This window comes from Kitasatospora indigofera, assembly GCF_014655955.1.
GTDB classification, from domain to species: domain Bacteria; phylum Actinomycetota; class Actinomycetes; order Streptomycetales; family Streptomycetaceae; genus Kitasatospora; species Kitasatospora indigofera.
In genome coordinates this window covers 125,991-149,600 of the sequence record NZ_BNBO01000008.1, presented here as the reverse complement: position 1 = coordinate 149,600, position 23,610 = coordinate 125,991, and the positions used below count along the sequence as shown (strand labels likewise).

The following is a 23,610-nucleotide window of genomic DNA, read 5'->3' as shown; positions in this document are numbered from 1 at the left end:
CGCGCGGGTACCAGGGGTACACAGACACTGGAACGGCCCCGTCGGGGCGACGCAAGGACGCGAAGGGGGGACCGGATGCCAGGCGCGACACAGTCACGGGCCCGGGTGGCCCGGCGGATCGCCACGGCGGCGGCGTACGGCGGGGGCGGTCTCGGACTGCTCGGTGTGGGACTGGTCGGACTCCTCCTGACCGAGAGCAAGCTGGCCGTCCGGGCCGTCGGGATCCTGGACGGCGACCCGCCCAAGGCCGACGGGGTGTACGGGGAGGCCTTCGCGGAGCCCGGCGGGGACGTCCCCCCGCTGACCCTGGCCTTCCTCGGCGACTCGACGGCGGCCGGCCTGGGCGTGCTCCGCGGGCGGGAGACGCCCGGCGCGCTGCTGGCGGCCGGGCTCGCCTCGGTGGCCGAGCGACGGGTGCGGCTGCTGAACGTGGCGAAGTCCGGCGCCCGCTCCGCCGACCTGGCTCGGCAGGCCGAGCTGGCGCTGCCGCACCGCCCCGACCTCGCGGTGATCATGGTCGGCGCCAACGACGTGACCCGGCACAGCCCCGCCGCGCAGTGCGTGCGCCAGCTCGGCGAGGCGGTCGAGATGCTGCAGGCGTCCGGCTGCCAGGTGGTCGTCGGCACCTGCCCGGACCTGGGGACCATCAAGCCCGTCCGGCCCCCGCTGCGCTGGGTGGCCCGGCGGCTCAGCCGGCAGCTGGCGGCGGCGCAGACCATCGCGGTGGTGCAGGCCGGCGGGCGGACCGTCTCGCTGGGCTCGCTGCTCGGCCCCGAGTTCGCCGCCCGCCCGGAGATGTTCGCCTCCGACCGTTACCACCCCTCGGCGCAGGGGTACGCGACCGCGGCGATGGCCATGCTGCCCTCGCTCTGCGCCGCGGTGGACCTCTGGCCGGTGGAGGACGGGCCGGGCGAGGACGGCCCCGTGGAGGGCGAGGCGGTGCTGCCGGTGGCGGTCGCCGCCGCGGCGGCGGCCGGGCAGTCCGGCGCCGAGGTCGAGGCGGTCGGGCCGGACGGCGGCGCCCGGCGCTGGGCCCTGATCCGGCACCGGCTGCGGCTCGGCCTGCCGGACCCGGGCGCACCCGCCGGGGCCCCGGACGGGCCGGAGCAGGACGGTCCGGACGGGCGGGCGGACCGTCCGGGCGCGGGGCTGCCGGGGGAGGCCGGCCCGGCGTCGGCCAACTCACACGCGGGGGCAGGTGACGCCTGAGCTACCAAGCGGTAACTTTCCTCCCGGGTGTCCACCCCGGCCCGGCCGGCCACCCGGACACCAGGTAGCCGAAGGTCACTCAACGAGGAGCCCGTCATGCCCGAAGCCGTCATCGTCAGCGCAGCCCGTTCGCCGATCGGCCGGGCGTTCAAGGGCTCCCTCAAGGACGTCCGCCCGGACGACCTGACCGCCCACATCATCGCCACCGCGCTGGCCAAGGTCCCCCAGCTGGACCCCCGCGACATCGACGACCTGATGCTCGGCTGCGGCCTGCCCGGCGGGGAGCAGGGCCACAACCTGGCCCGCATCGTCGCCGTCCAGATGGGCATGGACTACCTGCCCGGCGCCACCATCACCCGGTACTGCTCCTCCTCCCTGCAGACCACCCGGATGGCGCTGCACGCCATCAAGGCCGGCGAGGGCGACGTCTTCATCTCGGCGGGCGTCGAGACCGTCTCGCGCAGCGTCAACGGCACCTCCGACGGCATCCCCGGCACCCTCAACCCCTTCTTCGACGACGCGCTGGCCCGCACCGCCAAGCGCGCGGAGGAGGGCGGCGGCGAGTGGCACGACCCGCGCGCCGACGGCCTGGTCCCGGACGCCTACATCGCGATGGGCCAGACCGCCGAGAACCTGGCCGCCCTCAAGGGCATCACCCGCGCCGACCAGGACGAGTTCGGCGTCCGCTCGCAGAACCTGGCCGAGGCCGCCATCGCCTCCGGCTTCTGGGCCCGCGAGATCACCCCGGTCACCACCCCCGACGGCACCGTCGTCTCCACCGACGACGGCCCGCGGGCCGGCGTCACCCTGGACGCCGTCTCCGGCCTGAAGCCGGTCTTCCGCCCCGACGGCACCGTGACCGCCGGCAACTGCTGCCCGCTCAACGACGGTGCCGCCGCCCTGGTGATCATGTCCGACACCAAGGCCCGCGAGCTGGGCATCACCCCGCTCGCCCGGGTCGTCTCCACCGGCGTCAGCGCGCTGTCGCCCGAGATCATGGGCTACGGCCCGGTCGAGGCCTCCCGCCAGGCGCTGCGCCGGGCCGGGCTGACCATCGGCGACATCGACCTGGTCGAGATCAACGAGGCCTTCGCGGCCCAGGTCATCCCCTCCTACCGCGACCTGGGCGTCGACATCGACCGCCTCAACGTGAACGGCGGGGCCATCGCCGTCGGCCACCCCTTCGGCATGACCGGCGCCCGCCTCACCACCACGCTGATCAACTCCCTCCAGTGGCACGACAAGCAGTTCGGCCTGGAGACCATGTGCGTCGGCGGCGGCCAGGGCATGGCCATGGTCATCGAGCGCCTCAGCTGAGGAACACCCCCCGCGGGGCCGGGCGTGTCACCCATTCGCCATGACGCAGAGTAATTGAGGGCCGGATCACATTCTGACCGTGATCCGGCCCTCGATCTGCTCCGATCCGGTTCGAAAATCGACACTCCGAAGTGGATCAACTCCGCTGCGTAGAACGGCGTTACCTAACAATTTGAGGACAAGTACGAAAGTCACGGACATATCGGACATCTGCCTCTGCAGTAACTCGCCCCCATGCGGCAGTGTGGAGACGTAACCCCGTTCCACTCCTCCCTAGGAGTACGTTCCGTGAGCGCCGTCTACACCCTTCTGCTGCTGATCCTCATCGCCGTGTCGACCTCCGTGCTGATCCATCTCCGCGGCATCTCCCGCCACCTGGCCGCACGTTCCACCGCCACCGCCGAAGCCCCGCTCGACGAGGCCGCGATACGCCGGGCCGTCACCGAGGCGCTGGCCGCCGACCGCGAGCGGGAGATCACCGAGGCCCGGGCGTTCTGGGCCGAGCAGGAGGCCCGCGCGGCCGAGGACGCGCCGCTGTTCGACGCCCCCGGCGGCGCCGGCGGCGAGTGGCCGCTGTTCTTCCCGCGGCCCACCGGCCCGCTGGAGGCCGCCGACAACGCGGGCACCATGGACCCGGAGTTCGGCGAGGCCCTGCGCTCCGCGCTGGAGGACCTCATCAACGACGGTGACGCCGGCGGTACGGCGGCGGGCGGCGCCGGCGCCCCGCTGCGCCCCGGCCACCCGAGCCACCCCGGCCACCCGGCCGGGATCGCGGCCGGCGAGGCCGGCGGCGACGCCAAGGCCCGCCGTGAGGCCGATCTGCTGGCCACCGGCCTGGAGGCCGGACTGCTCGACACCGAGCCCGCCGTCGAGGCCGAGCCGGCCACCGCCCCGGACCCGCGCCGCCACCCCTCGCACCCGGACTTCGTGCCCAGCCAGGCCCCGTCCCGCGAGTGGACCGACACCCGGCTGACCGCCCTCGCCGACGAGTGCGTCGCCCTCACCGACGTCCGGCCCGGCCCGCTCGGCACCCTGGACGTGTACGCCTTCGCCGACGGCACCACCCTCTGCGTGGCCCCCGGCGACCGCGAGGCGGCCTACCGGCTGATCGACGCGGTGCGGGCCGGCGAGGACGTCCGGCTGCTGGGCGGCTCCCGCTTCTCCGGCTCGTACTCGCTGACCTTCTCCACCGACGAGGAGACGGTCTACGTCCTGGCCGACCGGGTGGTCGCCAGCATCTGACGCGGCACCAGAAGGCCGGCCGGGCCTCGGGGTTACGCCCCGGCCCGGCCTTCTGCCGTCCCGGCCCCGCCGCCCGCCCGGGCAGCGGGGCCGTCGGGCGTGCACGGCATCGTGGGGCGTGGAGGCGGGCGTACGGGCCGCCCGGCTCAGGCGCAGAGCTCCGCGGTGGCGGCGACCGCCGCCAGGGCCTCGGCCAGCACGGCGGCGCCGTCGGCCGGGTCGCCGGCCGGCAGGGACCCGAGCGGCACCGGCAGGACCACCGGCCCGCCCTCGCGATCGCCACGCCCGCTGCCCCTGTCACTGCCACCAGTACTGTCACCGCCGCCGCCCGCGGAGCCGGCAGCGGCCCCGGCGGCAGGCCCGAGGGCGGCCAGCGCGGCCGCGAGATCGTGCCCGGCGACGGCCAGCTGGTCGCCCGCCGCGAACGCCCCGGCGTCCGGGAACGGCCGCGCCTGCCGGCCCTCCAGGGCCAGCGCGACGGCCGCCAGCGTCCGGGCCAGCGCGAGCACGGCCGTCGCCCGGGAGGCGTGGCCCGGGACGGCGGCCAGCAGCCGGCTCTGCGGCATCGCGCGGAAACGATCCGCCAGGCGGTCGACGGCTTCGGTCAGGGGTGTCGGTTCGGGCATACCGCGAGCCTAGCCGCGACCTCAACGACCCCCGTACGGCGACGGACCCCACCGGGCCCCGGTACGACGACGGACCCCGGAGCGTGGGCTCCGGGGTCCGTCGTCGTACCGGCCGGCCGGGCGGCGGCCCGGGGCCCGGCGGGGGTCGCGCCCCGCCGGGCGGTGCCGGGCCTTGCCCGGACCGGGCCGTGCCTAGTCGTCGCCGCGCAGGATCGCGATCAGACGCAGCATCTCGATGTAGATCCACACCAGCGAGAGGGTGAGCCCGAAGGCGGCCCGCCAGGCCTCCTGCTGGGGCGCGCCCTGCCGGATGGCCTCCTCGATCTCGGCGAAGTCCAGCGACAGGAAGAAGGCGCCGAGGGCGATGCCGATCAGGCCGACCGCGATGCCGAGCGGCCCGGAGCGCAGGCCCATGTCCGCGCCGAAGAACGAGGCGATCATGTTGATCAGCAGCAGGCCGACGAAGGCCATCGCGATGGTCAGGCCGATCCGGGTGTAGCGCGGGGTGACCCGGATCCGGCCGCTCTTGTAGGCGACCAGCATCGCGGCGAAGACCACCGCCGTGCCCAGCACGGCCTGGATGGCGATGCCCGGCCAGATGGTGTTGAACACCCGGGTGACGGCGCCGAGGAAGAAGCCCTCCAGGCCCGCGTAGGTCAGGATCAGCGCCGGGCTGACGCTGCGCCTGAAGGTGACGACCATGCCGACCACGAAGGCGGCGAAGGCGGCGGCGATCGCGATGCCGTAGTTGGCGTCCGGCAGCGCGAACCACGCCACGCCGCCGGCGGCGACGAGGGTGAGCAGGGTCATGGCCGTGCGGGCGACCACGTCGTCCAGCGTCATCCGCCCGGTGGCCAGCGGGCCGGCCGAGGGCGCCCGGTACATCTCGACGAGCTGGTCGTCGGTCAGCGGCTGCTGGCCGTGGGGCTGCTGCTGCTGCGCGTACGGGTTGTTGGCGTACGGGTTGTTGGCGTACGGGTTGTTGCCGTAAGGGTTGTCGGCGGGCCGGCCGCCGGCCTGCGGCGCCTGCTGGGTGGTGCCGAACCCCGCGTATCCGGAGTCGCGGGTGAAGGACCCCTCCCGCGAGAAGACCGGGTTGCTGCTTCTCATGCTCATTCCCTCCGGGGCGGCACGGCGCTGCCCACGGGTCAAGGGTAATGGCTTGGCAAAGTTCGGGGGGTACGCCTCCAGGAGGAATTCCGCCGGGGCGTCGCGGGGGCCGGCGCCGAACGCCCCCGCGATCCGAGTGTGGTGCCCGGAGCCGGACTCGAACCGGCACGGCCTCGCGGCCAAGCAGTTTTAAGCTGCCCGTGTCTGCGTTCCACCATCCGGGCGTGAGCCGCTCCGCACCGTGCGGGCCACGCCCTGAGCCTAGTCGCCCGGATCCCTCTTTCGCATGTTCGCAGCCAGGGAATTTGTCATGTTTCCTTGCCATCTGACGAACTGTTCGCAATTCGGCCACGGCAGGCGAGTGATCCGGCCAGCCGCCGCCCTCAGGGTCCGTGTCATACCGCAGGATGAGGCGGCCCACCTGGACGTACGCCCAGCGGCGGTAGGGCCAACCGTTCCCCGGAGCGACGAAAACCATGATCACGTGGCGGAGCATGGAGGTACGGCCCGGGCCCTCGCCCCGCCCGTCCCCTCACCCCCTCGTTCCCAAGGAGTTCCCCGTGACCACGACGACCGCAACCGCCGTCCGCACCGGCCAGGCGGCCGCCCGCGCCACCGGCCTCAACAAGGTCTACGGGGAGGGCGAGACCAGGGTGGTCGCGCTCGACAACGTCAGCGTCGTCTTCCCGCAGGGCGAGTACACCGCGATCATGGGCCCGTCCGGCTCCGGCAAGTCCACCCTGATGCACTGCATGGCCGGGCTGGACACCGTCTCCTCCGGATCCTCGATGATCGGCGACACCGAGCTGGTCGGCCTGAAGGACAAGCAGCTGACCCAGCTGCGCCGCGACCACATCGGCTTCATCTTCCAGGCCTTCAACCTGCTGCCCACGCTGACCGCGCTGGAGAACATCACCCTCCCGATGGACATCGCCGGCCGCAAGGCCGACAAGCAGTGGCTGGACCGCGTGGTGGAGACGGTCGGCCTCTCCGGCCGCCTCTCGCACCGCCCCTCCCAGCTCTCCGGCGGCCAGCAGCAGCGCGTCGCCTGCGCCCGCGCGCTGGCGAGCAAGCCCGACATCATCTTCGCCGACGAGCCCACCGGTAACCTCGACTCCCGCTCCGGCGCGGAGATCCTCTCCTTCCTGCGCAACTCGGTGCGCGAGCTGGGACAGACCGTGGTGATGGTCACTCACGACCCGGTGGCCGCCGCCTACGCCGACCGCGTGGTCTTCCTCGCCGACGGCCGGATCGTCGACGAGCTGCTCTCCCCGACCGCCGACAGCGTGCTGGACCGGATGCGCCGGTTCGACGCCAAGGGCCGTACGAGCTGACGGGCCGGCGGACCACCGCCCCCGCCCCGCCCGTACCGACTCCTTCACCCTGGACGCATCCATGTATCGCACCGCACTGCGCAACGTGCTGGCCCACAAGGGCCGCCTGCTGATGACGGCCCTGGCCGTCATGCTGGGCACGGCCTTCGTGGCCGGCACCATGGTCTTCTCCGACACGTTCGGCAAGGCCATGTCCAACAGCTACTCCAAGAGCTTCTCGGACGTCTCCGTCCAGGTCACCGACCCCGCCGCCGGCTCGGAGGCCCGCGCCCGGGAGAAGAGCGAGCGCGGGCCGGCCGCCCTCACCGACGCCACCGTCCAGCAGATCGCCGCGCTGCCCGGCACCGCCGCCGCCCGCGGCGTGGTCGGCGGCTTCACCGGCGTGGCCGACAAGAAGGGCAACCTGATCGGCGAGGCGTGGAACGCGCGCGGCGCCAACTTCGCCCCCGGCCCCGACGGCAAGGACAGCCGCTACCCGATGGCCGAGGGTCGCGGACCGCGGGCCGCCAAGGAGATCGCCCTCGACCGCGGGACGGCCGACAAGGCCGGCTACAAGGTCGGCGACACCGTCCGGGTGGCCTCCAACGGCCCGGCCGTGGACGCCACCCTGACCGGCATCTTCGGCACCGACGACCCCCAGGTGGTCTCCGGCGGCACCCTCACGCTCTTCGACCGCGCCACCGCCCAGCAGCTGCTGCTGACCCCCGGTCAGTACAGCAGCATCGTCGTCACGGCCAAGCCCGGCACCGGCGAGACGGCCCTGGCGGACGCGGTCCGCCCGGCGGTCCCGGCCGACGGCGACCGGTTCAGGATCGAGACCGGCCAGGAGCTGAAGGACGAGCAGGCGAAGATGGTCGCCAACGGCACCAGCAGCATGAAGACGATGCTCCTGGTGTTCGCCTTCATCTCGCTCTTCGTCGGCATCTTCATCATCGCCAACACCTTCACCATGCTGATCGCCCAGCGGACCAAGGAGCTGGCCCTGCTGCGCGCCGTCGGCGCCAGCCGCAAGCAGGTCACCCGCTCGGTGCTGGTCGAGGCGCTGGTGATCGGCGCGGTCTCCTCGGTGGCCGGCCTGGTCGCCGGCATCGGGATCGGCGCCGGCATGCAGGCGCTGATCGGTGCCATCGGCACCGGGATGCCCTCGGGCCCGCTGGTGGTCGCGCCGCTGACGATCGTGGTCGCGCTGCTGGTCGGCGTCCTGGTGACGGTGCTCTCCGCCCTGCTGCCGGCCGTCCGGGCCGCGCGGATCGCCCCGGTGGCCGCGATGAGCAGCGGCGACCAGCCCAGCACCCAGAAGAGCCTGGTGATCCGCAACGCGATCGGCTCGGTGCTGGCCGGCGGCGGCCTGGCCCTGGTCGCCTACGGCGCCTCCACCGGCAACGACTCCGGCCGGACCCCGGTCGGCCTGGGCGCCGCGCTCGCGCTGATCGGCGTCTTCGTCCTGCTGCCGCTGCTGTCCCGCCCGGTGATCGCGCTGGTCGGCCCGGTGCTCGGCAAGCTGTTCGGCACGCCCGGCAAGCTGGCCCGGCAGAACGCGGTGCGCAACCCGCGCCGCACCGCCGCCACCGCGGCGGCCCTCACCATCGGCCTGACCCTGGTGAGCGCCATGACGGTGCTCGGCGCCTCGGTCGGCGGAGCCGTCGACCGGGCCGTCACCAGCGCGATGAAGGCGGACTTCAACGTCGCCATGGCCAACGGCATGGCCCTGTCCCCGCAGGTCCCGGCGGAGATCGCGAAGACCTCCGGGGTGGCCGCCTCCTCCGCGCTGACCGCGGTCTATTGGGAGCTCGGCGACCGCACCCGGTCGATCACCGGCATCGACGCGAAGAGCGCCGACCAGCTGCTCTCGCTGACCTACACCAGCGGCTCCGGCGCGGGCCTCGGCAAGGGCGAGATCCTGGTGGACTCCGACCTCGCCAGGAGCAAGGCGCTGGTGCCCGGCAGCACCCTCGCGGTGACCTACCCGGACGACACCAGGGGCAGCTACAAGGTCTCCGGCGTCTTCGAGAAGAACGAGATGCTCAGCCCGGTCGTCCTGGACAACGCCGAGATCGCCAAGCACGACCAGGACCCGTACATCACCGACGTGCTGGTGAAGGGCGCGGGCGGCGAGAGCGCTTCGCTGAAGCAGTCCCTGAAGGACGCCACCGGCGCCAACCCGGCCATCGAGGTGAAGACCAAGCAGGACGTGCGGGACCAGTTCAGCCAGATCATCACCTTCGCGCTGAACATGATGTACGGCCTGCTGGCGATGTCCGTGATCATCGCGATCCTGGGTGTCGTCAACACGCTGGCGATGTCGGTCTTCGAGCGCAAGCGCGAGATCGGGATGCTGCGGGCGATCGGCCTGGACCGCACCGGCATCAAGCGGATGGTCCGTCTGGAGTCCGTGGTGATCTCGGTGTTCGGCGCCCTGGTGGGCGTCCTGCTCGGCTGCTTCGTGGCCTGGGCGGTCAACGGCACCATGAAGTCCAGCATCGCCGGGCTGACCACGGTCGTCCCGTACGACAAGATGGCGCTCTTCCTGGCGCTGGCCGGGCTGGTCGGCCTGGTGGCGGCGTTCTGGCCGGCCCGCCGGGCGTCCAGGCTCGACATCCTGGACAGCATCAAGACCGACTGAGCCCGGGCGGGCGGCGAGCCGCCGCGGCACCGGACGGCACGACCGGAGGACCTCGTCCGGCCCCTGCGGGGGCTGGGCGGGGTCCTCCCGCCGTTCCCGCCGTCCGTCCCGGCCGCCCCCGGCCCGCCCCCGGTCCTGCCGCTCCCGCGGTCCCCTGCCGCCCCGCCGCCGGCCCGGCGGCGGGCGCACGAGAAGGACCCCGCCTCGGCCCCTGAGGGAGGGGGCGGCGGGGTCCTTCTCGTTCTGGTCCGTCTCGCTACTGCTGTACTCCGCCCGGTCGCACGGCCGGCTGAGCACCACGGAGGTCGTGGTCCGGCGACACTGCCGGGCGGAGGGCCTCCGACACATACCCGGGCGCTCCCACGCCCGGGCCGGGTCGTTACTTGCTGGTGGCGAGTTCCTTCTCGGCGGGCTTGGCCTCGACCGGCTTGGGGGCCGGCGCGGTCGCCTCCTGGAAGGCCTCGAACGGCTTCTCCATCTCGGCGAGGCCGACGGTCTCGCGCTTGAGGAACATCGCGAGGGTCCAGTCGGTGAAGACCCGGACCTTGCGGTTCATGGTCGGCACCCGGCTGCCGTGGTACAGGCGGTGGAACCACCAGGCCGGACGGCCCTTCAGCTTGTACTTGCCGAAGAGGATCGCCACGCCCTTGTGCAGGCCGAGACCGGCCACCGCACCGAGGTTCTTGTGCTTGTACGTGGCCTGCGGGAAGCCCCGCATGCCCGCGATCACGTTGTCGCCGAGGACGATCGCCTGACGGACGGCGTGCTGCGCGTTCGGCGGGCACCAGGCGCCCTCGCCGACGGCGAGGTCGGGTACCTGGGCGTTGTCGCCGGCGGCCCAGACGTAGTCGAAGCCCTGGACCTGGAGGGTCGGCGCGGTGTCGACGTGGCCACGGGGGCCGAGCGGCAGTCCGAAGTGGTTCAGGACCGGGTTGGGCTTGACGCCCGCCGTCCACACGATGGTGGAGGCGTCGGCCTCGACGCCGTTCTTCAGCACGACGTGCTGGTCGACGCAGGAGTCCATCGAGGTCTCGATGTAGATCTCGATGTTGCGCTCTTCGAGCTTCTCCTTGGTCCACAGACCGAGGTCCGGGCCCATTTCCGGGAGGATGCGGTTGGCCGCCTCCACCAGGATGAAGCGCATGTCGTCGCGGCTGACGGTCTTGTAGATCTTCGCCGCGTCCCGCGCCATGTCCTCGACCTCGGCGATGGTCTCGACGCCGGCGAAGCCGCCGCCGATGACCACGAAGGTGAGGGCCTTGCGACGGACGTCCGGGTCCGTGGTGGACTCGGCCTTGTCCAGCTGCGCCATGACGTGGTTGCGGAGGCTGATCGCCTCTTCGACCGTCTTCATGCCGATGCCGTGCTCGGCCAGGCCGGGGATCGGGAAGGTGCGGGAGACCGAGCCGGTGGCCACGACGAGGTAGTCGAAGGGCAGCTCGTAGGTCCCGCCGGCCGGCGGCGCGATGGTGGCGACCTTGCGCGCGTGGTCCACGCCGGTCACGTGACCGGTGAGCACCTCCGCGTTCTTGAGGGCGCTGCGCAGCGGCGCGACGAGGTTGCGAGGCGCGACGTTGCCGCCGGCCGCCTCGGGGAGGAAGGGCAGGTACGTCATGTACGACCGCGGGTCGACGACCGTGACGGTCGCCTCCCCGTAGCGCATCTTCTTGAGGATGCGCATCGCGGCATACAGGCCGACGTAACCACCGCCGACAATGAGGATGCGAGGACGCTCCGTGGTGCTCATATCCGAAAGTATCCAGCACCGTCCGGGGCGCCCTTCGTGAGGCCCGTCACAGGGGTCTGGACACCCTGTGCTACACTACGCGGCCACGTCCGGCGGGGCGGGACGTCCACTCACTCGTAACAGCTGTCACCTGTGAGCACAATCGTTCGATCGACCCGCGTGAGCAGCAACGATCCGTGCGGCGCTTGGGTTCCCCGCTCCGGATTGCGATTCCACCGCCGGAACGTAGGACGACCTGCGAACCAGCGGCCTGCACCTGCGGACGACCTTCGGTCCCACATATCGGACGTAGCGGACCCCTCAGTGCACCGAAAGCGGGGATCGCCATGTGAAGAAATTCACGAACTTTCTCGCCCGGCCCCGCGCGCGGCGCGGCCCCGGGCGCCGATCAGGCGCTCCGGGGCCGGAAACGTAAGCCCCGCAAGGGGCGGGCGGGGCCGACAGGGGGCCCGGCGCCGGACCCGGACGGGGCCGGACGACGCCGGTCCGTCAGGCCTGGACGAGGCTCCAGGCGATGCCGTCCAGGATGTCGTGCTCGCTGACGACCACCTCGGCGGCGCCGGTCCGCCCCATGATCTCCAGCAGCTCCAGCGCGCCGGCCGCGATCACGTCGACCCGCCCCGGGTGCACGGCGGGGATCGCCGCGCGCTCGGCGTGCGTGGAGGCCAGCAGCCGGCCGGCGATCTCCGCGACCTGGTCGCGCGAGATCCGCGAGTGGTGGATCCGCTCCGAGTCGTACTCGGGCAGCTCCAGCGCGATCGCGGACACCGTGGTGACGGTGCCGGCCAGGCCGACCAGGGTGGCCGCGCCGGTCAGCGGGACCGCCTCGGCGGCCTTGTCCAGCTCGCCCCTGATGTGCGCCTTGGCGGCGGAGATCTGGCCCAGCGTGGGCAGCTCGGCGCCGGCGAAGTGGCGCTCGGTGAGCCGGACGCAGCCGATGTCCACCGAGCGGGCCGCCTGCACGTCGTCCGTGCCCAGCACGAACTCGGTGGAGCCGCCGCCCAGGTCGAAGACCAGGTAGGGCGAGGGGAACTGACCGCCGGTGAGCTCCTTGGTCGCGCCGACGAAGGAGAGCCGCGCCTCCTCGTCCCCGCTCACCACCTCGGGGGCCACGCCCAGGATGTCCCGGACACCGTCGACGTACTCGTCGCTGTTCTCGGCGTCGCGCGAGGCGCTGGTCGCCACGAAGCGGATCCGCTCCGGCGTGACCCCGTGGGAGGTGATCACCTCGGCGTACTCGCGGCAGGCCGCGAAGGTCCGCTCCAGCGCCTCGGGGGCGAGCCGCCCGGTCCGGTCGACGCCCTGGCCGAGCCGGTTGATCACCATCCGGCGGTCGAGGTCGGTGATCCCGCCGGTCTCCGGGTCGAGGTCGGCGACCAGCAGCCGGATCGAGTTGGTGCCGCAGTCGATCGCGGCCACCCTGGTGGTGCTCATGCGCCCTCCTCCTCGGCCGCGCGCTTCTTCGCGGCCCGTTCCGCGGCCAGCTGCTCCTTGGCGGCGATCACGGCCGCGTGGTCCTCGGCGGTGGCCCGCTGCTCGGCGACCCGGGCCGCGCTCTCGGCCACCTCGGCGGCGGAGACGCACGGGCCCTTGGCCCACCAGTCCTCCAGCATCCCGATCGCCTCGTCGCCGAGCGGGTTGACGCCGGGCCCGGCCGCCAGCGAGTGGCCGACCAGCACGTGCAGGCACTTCACCCGGTCCGGCATGCCGCCGGCGCTGGGGAAGTTCTCCAGCACCTCGATCGCGTCGCGGCGGGCGATGTAGTCCTCGTGGGCGGACCGGTAGGCGGCGGCCAGCTCGGGGTCCTCGGCGAGCCGGGCCGTCTGCTCCTTCATCACGCCGTCCGCCTCCAGGGTGCCGATCAGCGAGGCGGCCTTGGGGCAGGTCAGGTAGTAGAGGGTGGGGAACGGCGTGCCGTCCGCGAGGCGGGGGGCCGTCTCCACGACGTCCGGGTTGCCGCAGGGGCAGCGGTGGGCGACGCCGCGCAGGCCCCGCGGGACCCGGCCGAGCTGGGCGGCGATCGCGGCGACGTCGGTGTCCGCGACGGCCGCACCGGGGGTGGCGTCGGAGGCGGAAGGGCTGTTCTCAGTGGTCATGGGGAGAGCTGTCTCTAGCGGGGGCAGGGGCGGGGGCGGCGGCTGGGGCGGCGGGCGGGGCCAGGGCGGCCGTGTCGGCGGCGTCGACGGAGTCCCAGACGCTCGCGTACCAGGGCTTGGCGGCCTTCGCCGGGCCGGCGGCGCCGGCGCCGGCCGAGGAGGACTTGGTGGCGCCGGCGGCCGGGTCCACCGAGATGAACGGGGTCTCCCCCGGCATCGCGTAGTGCAGCCGGGCCCGGGCCTGCGCCTTGACGAACTCCGGGTCCTGCCAGCGGGCCTTCTCCCGGCGGAGCTGCTCGACCTGCTGCCGGGCGTGTTCGGCCCGGGCGCGCTGGGCGGAGATCTCCGAGCGCTGGGAGATGAACTGGCGGGTCGGGTAGGCGAGGATCGCCACCAGGGAGCAGAGCACCAGGACGAGCACGGTCGCCCGGCTCGTGAATCGCGGGCGCGCCGCGAAGCCCGGAATCTTCCAGCCTGCCATCTCCCGTTACCCCTCCTGGTCGCGCCGGTGCCCCGGCCCCCACCCTACGGGGTGAGAGCCGGGGCACCGGTGCAGCGGCTGTGTGTCCGCCCCCGTGCTCCGGGGGCGGCTCCCGCCGAGGGCGTCAGCCCTCGGGGCGGGCTCAGGCCTCGTACTTGTAGCGCGGGAAGGCGCCCCGGCCGGCGTACTCGGCGGCGTCGTCGAGGATCTCCTCGATGCGCAGCAGCTGGTTGTACTTGGCGACGCGCTCGGAGCGGGCCGGGGCGCCGGTCTTGATCTGGCCGCAGTTGGTGGCGACGGCGAGGTCGGCGATGGTGACGTCCTCGGTCTCGCCGGAGCGGTGCGACATCATGCAGCGGTAGCCGTTGCGCTGGGCCAGCTCGACGGCGTCCAGGGTCTCGGTGAGCGAGCCGATCTGGTTGACCTTCACCAGCAGCGCGTTGGCGGTGCCGGTCTCGATGCCCTTGGCGAGGCGGACCGGGTTGGTGACGAACAGGTCGTCGCCGACCAGCTGGACCTTGTCGCCGAGCTTGACGGTCATGGCCTTCCAGCCGTCCCAGTCCTGCTCGTCCAGCGGGTCCTCGATGGAGACCAGCGGGTACGAGGCGACCAGGTCGGCGTAGTAGTCGATGAGCTCGGCCGAGGTGAGGCCCTTGCCCTCGAACTGGTAGGCGCCGTCCTTGAAGAACTCGGAGGCGGCGACGTCCAGCGCCAGCGCGACGTCCTTGCCGGGCACGTAGCCGGCCTTCTTGATGGCCTCGACGATGAGGTCGAGCGCCTCGCGGTTGCTGTCCAGGTTCGGGGCGAAGCCGCCCTCGTCGCCCAGGCCGGTGGAGAGGCCGCGCTCCTTCAGCACGCCCTTGAGCGTGTGGTAGACCTCGACGCCCCAGCGGACGGCCTCGGAGAAGGACTCCGCGCCGATCGGAGCGATCATGAACTCCTGGATGTCGACGTTGGAGTCCGCGTGCGAGCCACCGTTGAGGATGTTCATCATCGGGACGGGCAGGACGTGCGCGTTGGGACCGCCGAGGTAGCGGAACAGCGGCAGGTCCGAGGCCTCGGAGGCGGCGTGCGCCACGGCGAGCGAGACGCCGAGGATGGCGTTGGCGCCGAGCGAGGACTTGTCCGGGGTGGCGTCCAGGTCGAGCATGGCCTGGTCGATCAGGCGCTGCTCGGTGGCGTCGTAGCCGACCAGCTCCGGGCCGATCTGCTCGATGACGGCCAGGACGGCCTTCTCCACGCCCTTGCCGAAGTAGCGGTTCTTGTCGCCGTCGCGCAGCTCGAGCGCCTCGAAGGCACCGGTGGAGGCGCCGGACGGGACAGCGGCACGGCCGGTGCTGCCGTCGTCGAGGCCGACCTCGACCTCGACCGTGGGGTTGCCACGCGAGTCGAGAATCTCACGGGCTACGACGACATCAATGGACGGCACGAGGCATCTCCTAGCGGAAGCAGGTATCCGCGGACCGTTGTGGAGTCCTGCGGACGATTGCGGAGTCGTTACGACCAGAGCCTAACCGCACGGGCTCTCCCGGCCACGTCGGCCCGGGTCCCGTCTCAGCGTGTGGCCGGGCTACCCACCGGTAGTTCACCTGGATGCCCCACGGGATGCACCCAGAGCGGGGTGAACGGGGGCGAAGGGGGCCGTACCGGACGGCACGGCCCCGCGCGCCGCGCTCAGCCGAGGTTCAGCACCTGGCCGGGCAGGATGAGGTTCGGGTCGCCGCCCACCACGGAGCGGTTGCCGTCGTACAGCTCGCCCCAGCCGCCGGCCACGCCCTGGCTGCCGGCGATCCCGCCGAGGGTGTCGCCGGGCTGCACGGTGTAGGACCGGCCGGTCGTCGCGGCGGCGGGGGTGACCGCCGGCGCGGCGGCGGGGGCCTCGGCGGCCGGGGCGGTGCGGGCCTCCGGCGCGTCCTCGCCCGCGTGGCGGTCGTAGACGTCCTGGTGGCTCGTCCAGTGCCAGCCGCCGTCGACCTGGTACCAGAAGACCTTGTTGGCCGCGTCCCAGCCGGTGCGGCCGGAGAAGTCCGGGTCCTGGGCCTCGCCGCGGCCGGACGAGGGGCCCTGGCCGTCCGTCGACACCTTGGCCTGGGTGGCCCGGGCCGGCTTCGCCGGCTTGGCCGCGGCGGGGGCGGGCTGCGCGCTCCTGGTGCCGGCGTCCTGCGCGGCGTTCTGCGTGGTGGCGTCGGCGGTGTCGACCTGGGCGGACGGGCCGCCCTTGGCCAGGCCGGCCTTGACCGAGCAGACCGGCCAGGCGCCCGGGCCCTGCGAGGAGAGGACCTTCTCCGCGACGGCGATCTGCTGGCCCTTGCTCGCCTTGTGCGCCTGCGGGGCGTACTGGGCGCCGCCGAAGGCCTTCCAGGTGCTCTGGCTGAACTGGAGTCCGCCGTAGTACCCGTTGCCGGTGTTGATGCTCCAGTTCCCGCCGCTCTCGCACTGGGCGACCTTGTCCCAGACGGACACGGGGGCCGCGTGGGCGCCGGTGGCGGCGAGGAGCGGCATCGCGAGTCCGACCCCGGCGACGCCCGCTACGGCGATCGCCTTCTCGGCCTGGGTACGACGACGGTGACGACCGTTACCAACGAACAGCATGGACATGTCCCTCTCCGCACGCCTGCGAGGTGAGCTGTCGGGTTCGGACCGGGAGGTGGCCCGGCCGCCTCGGGCGGAATCCTTCTTCCACCTGATGCGGCTTCACCCCAAGCCGTGGGGAACGGCAGAAAATCCTGGGTCCCCCGCCCCTGCCCAAGGGTCTGGTCGGTTTCCCGGACGCGCGGCGGGCAGGACTCGGCGTACCGCGCACGGGTGTTCGCAGCTGCGAACTCCAGGGAGAGTAGACAGATCCTCACATCAATCACAAGCTCATATCGCATACATCACACGGAAATTACGACAGTCGGCGGATCGTTCACAAACCACGCCCATTTGTCCGCATTGATGCGTGTTCTGAGCGTCCGTGAGCGATCCTGTCCGACACGCCGTCAGCGTTTCCCGGCCGGTCAGAGCGCCTTCGCCGGGGTGAATTCGACCGGGAGTTCACGAAGCCCACGCATGATCAGCCCACCACGCCAGCGAAGTTCCTCCGGTTCCGCCGCAAGCCGCAGATCAGGCAGCCTGGTGAGCAGCGTGGCAAGCGCGGCCTGGCCCTCCAGCCGGGCCAGCGGCGCGCCGATGCAGTAGTGGATCCCGTGGCCGAAACCGAGATGCGGATTGTCCTTGCGGGCGATGTCGAGGGTGTTCTCGTCCGCGAAACGCGCCGGATCGCGGTCCGCCGCCGCCAGCACCACCAGCACCGGGTCCCCCACCGGGATGTCCACCCCGCCGATCGTCAGCGGGCGGGTCGCGAACCGCCAGGTGGCCAGCTCCACCGGACCGTCGTACCGCAGCAGTTCCTCCACCGCCGTGGCCAGCAGCCCGGTCTCCCCCGCCGCCACCGAGTCCTGCAGCAGGGCCCGCTGCTCCGGGTGGCGCAGCAGCGCGTACAGCCCGTTGCCGATCAGGTTGACCGTGGTCTCGAAGCCCGCGAACAACAGGATGAAGGCCATCGCGGCGGCCTCGTTCTCGGTGAGGTGCTCACCGTGGTCACTGGCCCGGATCAGCCCGGAGATCAGGTCGTCGCCCAGGTCGGCGCGCTTGCGGTGGATCAGCTCCAGCAGGTAGGACCGCATCTTCTTCACCGCGCGCGCCACGCCGCCGCGCGGGCCGCCGCCGTGCCGGATCATCATGCCCGCCCAGTCCCGGAAGTCGTCCTGGTCCTCCGGCGGGACGCCGAGCAGGTCGCAGATCGCGTGGATGGGGAGCGGGAAGGCGAACTCGTGGATCAGGTCGGCCGAGCCGCGCCCGGCGAAGGAGTCGATCAGCCGGTCGGTCAGCTGCTGCACCCGCGGTTCGAACTCCGCCACCCGGCGCGGCGTGAACGCCTTCGAGACCAGCCGCCGCAGCCTGGTGTGGTCCGGCGGGTCGATGTTCAGCAGGTGCGTCATCAGGTCGGCGCTGCGCTCGCCCGGGATCCCCACCCGTCCGGTGCGGTGCGCCTGCTCGCTGTGGTGCGCCGGGTTCTTCGAGAGCCGGCCGTCCGCCAGCGCCTGCCGGGCGTCCGCGTACCGGGTGACCAGCCAGGCGTCCACGCCGCTCGGCAGCGTGGTGCGGTGCACGGGGGAGTGCTCGCGCAGCCACGCGTACGCGGGGTAGGGGTCGGCGGCGAACTCCCACGTGAAGAGGGGAGGCTGGGCGGGGGTGGGCTGATCCGGCATGACCTGACCGTATCCGGTGGCCGGCAGGCGTGAGCCTGGTCACCTGATGGGTAATCCCTGTTGCGGAGGGTCGTGACGTGCCTAGGATCCTCCGACATGTCTTTGGTGGGCGCCGGTGCGGTGTCGCCCACAGGGAGGAGCGCACCCATGCGGGTAGCCGGGGCAGTGGTGGTCATCGCGGTACTGGACGGCGGTTCGGGCGCCGACCTGGCCCGCCGGTTCACGGCCGCCGGCGCCGCCGGGGTGCTCATCGCCGACCAGCACCCCAACCGGGCCGAGGACCTCGCCGCCGAACTCGACCGCCCGGGCTGCCCGGTGGTCGGGGTGTGCGGCGACATCCACCGCCCCAGCGACGTGGCCGCCCTGGTCGACACCGCGGAGAAGCACCTCGGCCCGATCGACCTGTTCTGCGTCGCCGGGCCCGACGGCGAGCGGATCGTCTCGCCCGCCGAGCTGCCCGGCCACCTCGACCGGCTCGCCGAGCTGCTCGCCCTGGTCGGCGAGGCGATCAGCGAGGTCGTCCCGCCGCAGCGCCGGGCCCCGGACGACCAGGCGCTCACCGGCACCGCCGCGGGCACCGAGCGCGGCTGAGCCCGGCCCCGCCCGACCGCGCCGGCCGCTCCCCCGAAGCCCCCCGACCGGCCGCACCGCGTGCGGCCGGGTGCCCGCGCGTGCCGCCGGGTGCCGGGGCCGCCGGTCCGGCCGCCCCTTTCAGTCCGCCAGGCCCTCCGCCGCCCGGACCTCCCGGCGGTAGCCACGGGCACTCGCCCGGAGCGCGGCGTCCACGTCCACGCCGGCGTCGTGCGCCCGCTGCGCCACCGCGAGCAGCAGCCGCCCGACCGACTCCGGGGTCAGCTCCACCGGCAGCTCGTACGGCGCGTCCGGCACCGCGGTGAAGCCCGCGCGCCGCACCCGGGAGACCAGCTTCGCCGCGTACGCCAGTGCCGGCAGTCCGGCCGGCACGCCGTCCAGGACGGACTCGCGCTGCTTCTCGGCCGCCTTCAGCTGCTCCCAGTTCGCCTCGACGGCGGCCGTCCCCTCCGCCTCGACGTCGCCGAAGACGTGCGGGTGGCGGTACATCAGCTTCTCGACGATGTCGCCCGCGACGTCGTCGATCGAGAACGGGTCCTCGGGGTGCTCCTCGGCGATCCGCGAGTGGAAGAACACCTGCAGCAGGACGTCCCCCAGCTCCTCGCGCAGCGTCTCCCGGTCGCCCTCCTCGATCGCCTCGACCAGCTCGAAGGCCTCCTCCACCAGGTACTTCACCAGCGAGGCATGGGTCTGCTCGGCGTCCCACGGGCAGCCGCCGGGCGACCGCAGCCGGTCCATCACCGAGGCCAGGTCGAGCAGCCGCGCACCCGGCAGGTCGTACGAACCGGGCAGCAGCTCGATCTCCGGCACCGCGCCGGCCTCCTCGACCGCGAGCCGGGCGAGGGCGTCCGTCAGGCCCGGGTCGCCGTCCGGGCTGCCCAGCCAGACGGTGACCCGCCCGGACCCGGTGGAGAGCCGGCGGGCCAGCGCCGGGGCGGTGCCGCGCTCGACGATCTCCACCCGGACCCCCGCCTGCCGGACGGCAGCCAGCTGCGGGTGCTCCGGGTCCGCCGCCAGCACCAGGTCCGCGCCGCGCAGGGCCTCCCAGGCCGGCCAGGACATCAGACCGGGGGCGACCCGGTGGGTGGTGGTGAGCAGGATCAGCTTCGGGGCTGCCGTAGACGTGGTCACCCTCCGAACCTACCGGTCCGCGGGCGGGCCCCGGGAACCGCCGCCGAGCGGCGGCCGCCCCGGCCTCGGCCCGGGGCCGGTCGGGCCGGACGCCCGGGCTCAGCGGTCGGGCCGGTCCGGGGCGAGGGCGACCCGCTGCGCGTCCCAGCTGCCGTAGCGGGGATTGACCCGGACGTGCAGGGCGGCCGCCGCCTCGGCCAGTGCCCGGCGGACCTCCGTGTCCCCGGCCTCCGTCCCGGCGTCCTGCCCCCGGGCGGCGGCCAGCCTGCGGATGCCCGCCTGCTGCAGGTAGTACCGGTCGACCTCGGTCGCCGGGACGCCCCGGGCGGCCAGCAGCTGTCCGAGCCGCGCCGGGCCGCCCGCCCAGGCCTCGTCCGCCGCGCGGGCCGCCGCCGCCTCGCCGGCGCCGACGCTCAGCCCGCGGTCGGCCAGCGCTCGGGCGACCAGGGCGTCCAGCACCAGCTGGGTGACCGCCCGGCGCGCCAGCCCCTCGGCCCCCGCCTCGGCGTCCCCCGGCGAGGCCGCCGTGACCGTGCGCAGCTCGGCCACCCGCTCCTGCACCGCGGTGAGGCTTATCCGCTCGCCGTCCAGCACGGCCGCGGCGCCCGCCTGCACGGGCCCGCCGCAGGAGCAGAGCAGCAGCACGGCGAGGCCGGCCGCGGCGACGGGCAGCGCCCGGGCGGCGGCGCGCCGGACGGTGGGCGGGCGGTTCATTGCGGGAGCCTCCCCAGAAGGTGCGGCGGGGTGCGGACGGGCCCGGCCGGGCGGTGCGGGCCGGCCGTGTCGGCGGTCGGCGAGGCTCGCACGGCCGCGGCGCCGGCGGACGGGGTGCCCGCGGACGAGGAGTGCCCGGCGCCCGGCGGACTGCTCGGGCGCCTGGGCGCGCGTCGGCGTGCCCGCGCGGGGCGGATGCGCCCGGAGCGCCGGGCGTGCCCCGAGCGTAGGGCGGCGGGTGCCCGCCGTCGGGGACCCTGCTCCGAACGGGCGAACCGGCCCGTGGCGGCGGGCCCCCGGTGGGCCCGGCCGCCCGCCGGTCCGGATCCCCTCCCGGGCCCGGTCCACCCGGCCGGTCCATTCCGCCGGTCCGCCCGACGGCCGGTCAGCGTCCCGTGGCGTACGGGTTGCCGGGGGCCGGCGCGGGCCAGCCCGCCGAGCGGGGGTCGGAGGCCGGCGGGGTCGCGGGCACCGGACCGGGCACCGGACCGGGCGCGGCCAGCGGACCGGGCACCGGACCGGGCGCGGCCAGCGGACCGGCGGCCGGCGGGTTCCCCGTCCGGCGGTGCTGCTGGAGCTGGTCGAGGCTCTGCCGCAGGCGGCGGACGTCCGGGTGGTGCGGGCCGAGCAGCCGTTCGCGGTCGAGCAGCAGCTGGAGCAGCCACTGCCAGGCGTTCTCCGGGTCGCCGGCGGCGGCGAGCAGCAGTCCGATCCGCTCGCGCAGGTCGTGGACCCGCTCGGGGCCGGGGTCGAGGCCCGCGTCGAGCCGGGCCGAGTGGGCCGCCAGCAGCGCCTGGTACTCGGCCAGCGCCTGCGCCGGCTCGCCGAGCTGTTCCAGGCAGCCGGCCGCCCGGTACCGGTGGTCCAGGCCCTGCGGCCCGTGCGGCCCTCCCTCGGCGGTACCGGCCAGCAGCAGGTACTCGGGCAGGGCGTCCCGGAACCGGCGTTCGTGCAGCAGGGTCCGGGCGTAGATGGTCCGGATGGTGCGGACCAGCGGCGCGCCGTCGCCCTGCTCGGCGCGGGCCCGCGGCAGCAGCCGGGCGGCCAGGTCGATGACCTCGGCGTGGCGCTTCGCGGCGACCAGGTCGGACAGGTCCGCGCAGGCCGCGGCGAGGTCGCCAGCGGCCGGGGGCTGCGCCACCGGTCCCTGCCCGGTCTGCGGCCGCGGCTGCGGACCGGCGGGCGAGGGGTACTGGTCCCGGGCGGGGCCGCCGGGCAGCGCCGTCATCATCAGCGGCCGGGGCTCGGTCCGCCCCGGGGCCACGGCGCCGGGCGGGCCGGCCGGATCCGGCTGCCCGGCAGGGAAGGACTGCCGGGGAACGGACTGCCGGTCACCGGACGGCTGGGGAGCGGACTGCCGGGGGACGGGCTGCCCGGGGAGCGGCAGGACCCCGACCGCCGGCCCGGCCGGGACGGGCGCCGGCTGCGGATGGCCCGGGTAGCGGAACGGGCGGGTGGGGTCCGGCACCGGACCGTACGGCGGCTGGGGCTGCGGCCCGGCCGGCTGCGGGAGCATCGGCAGCAGCCGGGCGTACACCTGCTGGGCGTCGGCCGGGCGGTCGGCGGGCTGCTTGGCGAGCAGGTCCAGGACCAGCGCCTCCAGCGGGGCGGGCACCTCGGGACGCAGCTCGCGCAGCGGTACCGGCGGCTCGTCCACGTGGCGGCGCAGCACCCCGAGGGCGGTGGGCGCGCGGAACGGCTCCTCGCCGCAGAGCATCTCGTGCAGCAGGCAGCCGAGGGCGTAGAGGTCGCTGCGCGCGTCGGCGGTGGCGGCGAGCGCCTGTTCGGGCGCCATGTAGGCGGGGCTGCCGATCGGCACGCCGGTGAGGGTGAGCCGGGTGGCGTCGGCCTCCACCGCGGTGGCGATGCCCAGGTCGAGCAGCACGACGCGGCCGTCCTCACGGACCATCACGTTGCTGGGCTTGATGTCCCGGTGCACCACCGGGACGGCGTGCACGACGGCCAGCGCGGCGCAGAGCTGGGCGGCGACGGCGGCCGCGTGGCCGATCGGGAAGGGCGCCTCCTCGGCGATCAGGTCGGCCAGGCTCAGCCCGGGGACGCGCTGCATCACCAGGTGGAGCTCGCCGTCGTCCTCGCCGGCGTCGAAGACGGTGACCAGGCCCGGGTGGTCGAGCGCGGCGGTGATCCGGCACTCCCGCAGGAAGCGGCGGCGCAGTTCCTCGCCCCGGCTCCGGCGGTGCGGCTCGGTGGTGCCGGCCGGCAGGAGGTGCTCGGTGTGCAGCAGCTTGACGGCGACCCGGCGGTCCAGCCGCTCGTCGTACGCCGCCCAGACCTGGCCCATGCCGCCGTGGCCGATCTTCTCCGCGAGCCGGTACCGGCCACCGACGACTCGCGGTGCGGTCACGGCCGGCCTTCGCGGGACTGCCGGCGCAGCAGCTCGCCGAGCTGCTGGAGGTCGTCACCGGTACGGGCCGGGGCGGGCGGCGCGGCGGGCGGTTCGGCGGCCGGCGGCGCCCAAGGGGCCGGGGTCGCCGCGGCCGGCGGGGCCGGCGGGGCCGGCGGGGCCGGCGGGGCGGCCGCAGGGGCGTGGTAGCGGGCCACCAGGGCGTACGGGTCGGCCTCGGCGGCCGGCGCCGGCGCGGCGGCGGCCGGCAGCGGCACCCCGGCGGGCGGCGGGTACCAGGCGACGGGGGCCGCGTGGAGCGGGTGGCCGGGCCGGTCCGGCTGGTAGTACGGCCCGGGCACGGCGACGGCCGGCAGCGGCCACAGCGGCCGGCGGTCCATCGCCAGGTAGTGCAGGGGCGCGCCCAGCCAGAGCAGCACCATGGCGACCGCGCCGGTGGTGTCGGCGGTGTTCTCGTGCTTGGCGCCGCCGGCGAGCGGGATGCTGACCAGGAAGACCACGAAGACCAGGCAGAACAGCACCGCGCCGATCACGTCGAACACCCGCCTGCGCCGCACGGCCAGCAGCAACGACGGGACGACGCCGAGGAATCCGACGGTCAGCAGCGGCGCCAGGCAGCAGAGCACCCGGCCCGGCACCCCGAAACGGCCCGGGGGCCGCAGGGCCGCACCACCGGGTGCGGGAGCGCCGGCCGGCGGTCCGAACGGGCCCGGGTAGTGCCCTGCCATGTGCGCTCCTGAACGGTGGTGACGGCGGTTCACGGGGTGGGTG

19 protein-coding genes, 1 tRNA gene and 1 riboswitch are annotated in these 23,610 nt (G+C 74.1%); of the genes, 6 read left to right on the top strand and 14 right to left on the bottom strand.

The features are described from left to right. Window positions 1-75 precede the first annotated feature (75 nt). From IE329_RS10700 to IE329_RS10690, 3 genes are all read left to right on the top strand, one after another. Window positions 76-1,209 carry an SGNH/GDSL hydrolase family protein gene (locus IE329_RS10700; RefSeq protein ID WP_190210611.1) on the top strand — a complete coding sequence of 378 codons (1,134 nt, stop codon included), beginning with the start codon at window positions 76-78 and terminating at the stop codon, window positions 1,207-1,209. Window positions 1,210-1,305: 96 nt separating this feature from the next. Continuing rightward, entirely contained in the window at window positions 1,306-2,526 is a 1,221-nt protein-coding gene (locus IE329_RS10695) for an acetyl-CoA C-acetyltransferase (RefSeq protein WP_190210610.1), read from the top strand. 288 nt (window positions 2,527-2,814) lie between these two features. Continuing rightward, window positions 2,815-3,768 (top strand): hypothetical protein, encoded by a 954-nt coding sequence (locus tag IE329_RS10690; RefSeq protein WP_190210609.1) that lies wholly within the window; start codon window positions 2,815-2,817, stop codon window positions 3,766-3,768. 146 nt (window positions 3,769-3,914) lie between these two features. Here the strand turns inward: IE329_RS10690 and IE329_RS41835 are convergent, their stop codons facing one another. The 3 genes from IE329_RS41835 to IE329_RS10675 form a co-directional block, all read right to left on the bottom strand. Then, window positions 3,915-4,394, bottom strand: coding sequence for a hypothetical protein (locus IE329_RS41835; RefSeq protein WP_308438361.1), 480 nt, complete (start codon window positions 4,392-4,394; stop codon window positions 3,915-3,917). A gap of 192 nt (window positions 4,395-4,586) precedes the next feature. Beyond that, complete coding sequence (locus IE329_RS10680; protein ID WP_190210608.1) at window positions 4,587-5,504, bottom strand: Bax inhibitor-1/YccA family protein; 918 nt, start codon at window positions 5,502-5,504, stop codon at window positions 4,587-4,589. A 139-nt stretch (window positions 5,505-5,643) separates the two neighbouring features. Beyond that, window positions 5,644-5,728, bottom strand: a tRNA-Leu gene (locus IE329_RS10675). A gap of 270 nt (window positions 5,729-5,998) precedes the next feature. Here IE329_RS10675 and IE329_RS10670 point away from each other — a divergent pair. After that, window positions 5,999-6,838, top strand: a complete 840-nt coding sequence (locus IE329_RS10670) for an ABC transporter ATP-binding protein (protein WP_190210607.1) — start codon at window positions 5,999-6,001, stop codon at window positions 6,836-6,838. Window positions 6,839-6,899: 61 nt separating this feature from the next. Beyond that, a complete protein-coding gene (locus IE329_RS10665) occupies window positions 6,900-9,461 on the top strand; it encodes an ABC transporter permease (protein WP_190210606.1) in 2,562 nt (853 codons plus the stop codon). Between the two features lie 379 nt (window positions 9,462-9,840). On the opposite strand, the gene IE329_RS10660 is transcribed toward IE329_RS10665, so the two are convergent. From IE329_RS10660 to IE329_RS10630, 7 genes are all read right to left on the bottom strand, one after another. Next, on the bottom strand, window positions 9,841-11,208 hold the full coding sequence (locus IE329_RS10660; protein ID WP_190210605.1) for an NAD(P)/FAD-dependent oxidoreductase: 1,368 nt from the start codon (window positions 11,206-11,208) through the stop codon (window positions 9,841-9,843). Between the two features lie 489 nt (window positions 11,209-11,697). After that, window positions 11,698-12,642 carry a Ppx/GppA phosphatase family protein gene (locus IE329_RS10655; protein ID WP_190210604.1) on the bottom strand — a complete coding sequence of 315 codons (945 nt, stop codon included), beginning with the start codon at window positions 12,640-12,642 and terminating at the stop codon, window positions 11,698-11,700. Then, window positions 12,639-13,304 carry a DUF501 domain-containing protein gene (locus IE329_RS10650; RefSeq protein WP_190210603.1) on the bottom strand — a complete coding sequence of 222 codons (666 nt, stop codon included), beginning with the start codon at window positions 13,302-13,304 and terminating at the stop codon, window positions 12,639-12,641. Before IE329_RS10650 ends, IE329_RS10655 begins: the two co-directional genes overlap by 4 nt. Next, window positions 13,294-13,785, bottom strand: coding sequence for an FtsB family cell division protein (locus IE329_RS10645; RefSeq protein ID WP_190210602.1), 492 nt, complete (start codon window positions 13,783-13,785; stop codon window positions 13,294-13,296). Before IE329_RS10645 ends, IE329_RS10650 begins: the two co-directional genes overlap by 11 nt. Before the next feature lie 142 nt (window positions 13,786-13,927). Then, window positions 13,928-15,214: a phosphopyruvate hydratase gene (gene eno / locus IE329_RS10640; protein ID WP_073925150.1), complete on the bottom strand. Its 1,287-nt coding sequence runs from the start codon at window positions 15,212-15,214 to the stop codon at window positions 13,928-13,930. A gap of 245 nt (window positions 15,215-15,459) precedes the next feature. After that, complete coding sequence (locus tag IE329_RS41830) at window positions 15,460-16,377, bottom strand: LysM peptidoglycan-binding domain-containing protein (RefSeq protein ID WP_190210601.1); 918 nt, start codon at window positions 16,375-16,377, stop codon at window positions 15,460-15,462. Between the two features lie 5 nt (window positions 16,378-16,382). Further along, window positions 16,383-16,555: riboswitch (cyclic di-AMP (ydaO/yuaA leader) on the bottom strand. 229 nt (window positions 16,556-16,784) lie between these two features. After that, entirely contained in the window at window positions 16,785-18,038 is a 1,254-nt protein-coding gene (locus IE329_RS10630) for a cytochrome P450 family protein (protein WP_190210600.1), read from the bottom strand. Between the two features lie 147 nt (window positions 18,039-18,185). Here IE329_RS10630 and IE329_RS10625 point away from each other — a divergent pair, with 147 nt between their 5' ends. Further along, complete coding sequence (locus tag IE329_RS10625) at window positions 18,186-18,629, top strand: SDR family NAD(P)-dependent oxidoreductase (RefSeq protein ID WP_190210599.1); 444 nt, start codon at window positions 18,186-18,188, stop codon at window positions 18,627-18,629. Window positions 18,630-18,749: 120 nt separating this feature from the next. Here IE329_RS10625 and IE329_RS10620 read toward each other — a convergent pair whose 3' ends face one another. From IE329_RS10620 to IE329_RS10605, 4 genes are all read right to left on the bottom strand, one after another. After that, window positions 18,750-19,760, bottom strand: coding sequence for a nucleoside triphosphate pyrophosphohydrolase (locus tag IE329_RS10620; RefSeq protein WP_373311149.1), 1,011 nt, complete (start codon window positions 19,758-19,760; stop codon window positions 18,750-18,752). 99 nt (window positions 19,761-19,859) lie between these two features. Further along, window positions 19,860-20,474, bottom strand: a complete 615-nt coding sequence (locus tag IE329_RS41455) for a SurA N-terminal domain-containing protein (RefSeq protein ID WP_190210598.1) — start codon at window positions 20,472-20,474, stop codon at window positions 19,860-19,862. A 385-nt stretch (window positions 20,475-20,859) separates the two neighbouring features. Then, the gene (locus IE329_RS10610) at window positions 20,860-22,839 is read right to left on the bottom strand and encodes a serine/threonine-protein kinase (protein WP_229927335.1); all 1,980 of its coding nucleotides are present in this window, start codon (window positions 22,837-22,839) and stop codon (window positions 20,860-20,862) included. Then, window positions 22,836-23,567, bottom strand: a complete 732-nt coding sequence (locus IE329_RS10605) for a hypothetical protein (protein WP_190210597.1) — start codon at window positions 23,565-23,567, stop codon at window positions 22,836-22,838. Before IE329_RS10605 ends, IE329_RS10610 begins: the two co-directional genes overlap by 4 nt. Window positions 23,568-23,610: the final 43 nt, after the last annotated feature.

Coding starts and splice junctions, on each gene's coding strand:
- IE329_RS10700 (WP_190210611.1), top strand. CDS start 76: ATGCCAGGCGCGACACAGTCACGGGCCCGGGTGGCCCGGCGGATCGCC.
- IE329_RS10695 (WP_190210610.1), top strand. CDS start 1,306: ATGCCCGAAGCCGTCATCGTCAGCGCAGCCCGTTCGCCGATCGGCCGG.
- IE329_RS41835 (WP_308438361.1), bottom strand. CDS start 4,394: ATGCCCGAACCGACACCCCTGACCGAAGCCGTCGACCGCCTGGCGGAT.
- IE329_RS10680 (WP_190210608.1), bottom strand. CDS start 5,504: ATGAGAAGCAGCAACCCGGTCTTCTCGCGGGAGGGGTCCTTCACCCGC.
- IE329_RS10670 (WP_190210607.1), top strand. CDS start 5,999: ATGGAGGTACGGCCCGGGCCCTCGCCCCGCCCGTCCCCTCACCCCCTC.
- IE329_RS10665 (WP_190210606.1), top strand. CDS start 6,900: ATGTATCGCACCGCACTGCGCAACGTGCTGGCCCACAAGGGCCGCCTG.
- IE329_RS10660 (WP_190210605.1), bottom strand. CDS start 11,208: ATGAGCACCACGGAGCGTCCTCGCATCCTCATTGTCGGCGGTGGTTAC.
- IE329_RS10655 (WP_190210604.1), bottom strand. CDS start 12,642: ATGAGCACCACCAGGGTGGCCGCGATCGACTGCGGCACCAACTCGATC.
- IE329_RS10650 (WP_190210603.1), bottom strand. CDS start 13,304: ATGACCACTGAGAACAGCCCTTCCGCCTCCGACGCCACCCCCGGTGCG.
- IE329_RS10645 (WP_190210602.1), bottom strand. CDS start 13,785: ATGGCAGGCTGGAAGATTCCGGGCTTCGCGGCGCGCCCGCGATTCACG.
- IE329_RS41830 (WP_190210601.1), bottom strand. CDS start 16,377: ATGCTGTTCGTTGGTAACGGTCGTCACCGTCGTCGTACCCAGGCCGAG.
- IE329_RS10630 (WP_190210600.1), bottom strand. CDS start 18,038: ATGCCGGATCAGCCCACCCCCGCCCAGCCTCCCCTCTTCACGTGGGAG.
- IE329_RS10625 (WP_190210599.1), top strand. CDS start 18,186: ATGCGGGTAGCCGGGGCAGTGGTGGTCATCGCGGTACTGGACGGCGGT.
- IE329_RS41455 (WP_190210598.1), bottom strand. CDS start 20,474: ATGAACCGCCCGCCCACCGTCCGGCGCGCCGCCGCCCGGGCGCTGCCC.
- IE329_RS10605 (WP_190210597.1), bottom strand. CDS start 23,567: ATGGCAGGGCACTACCCGGGCCCGTTCGGACCGCCGGCCGGCGCTCCC.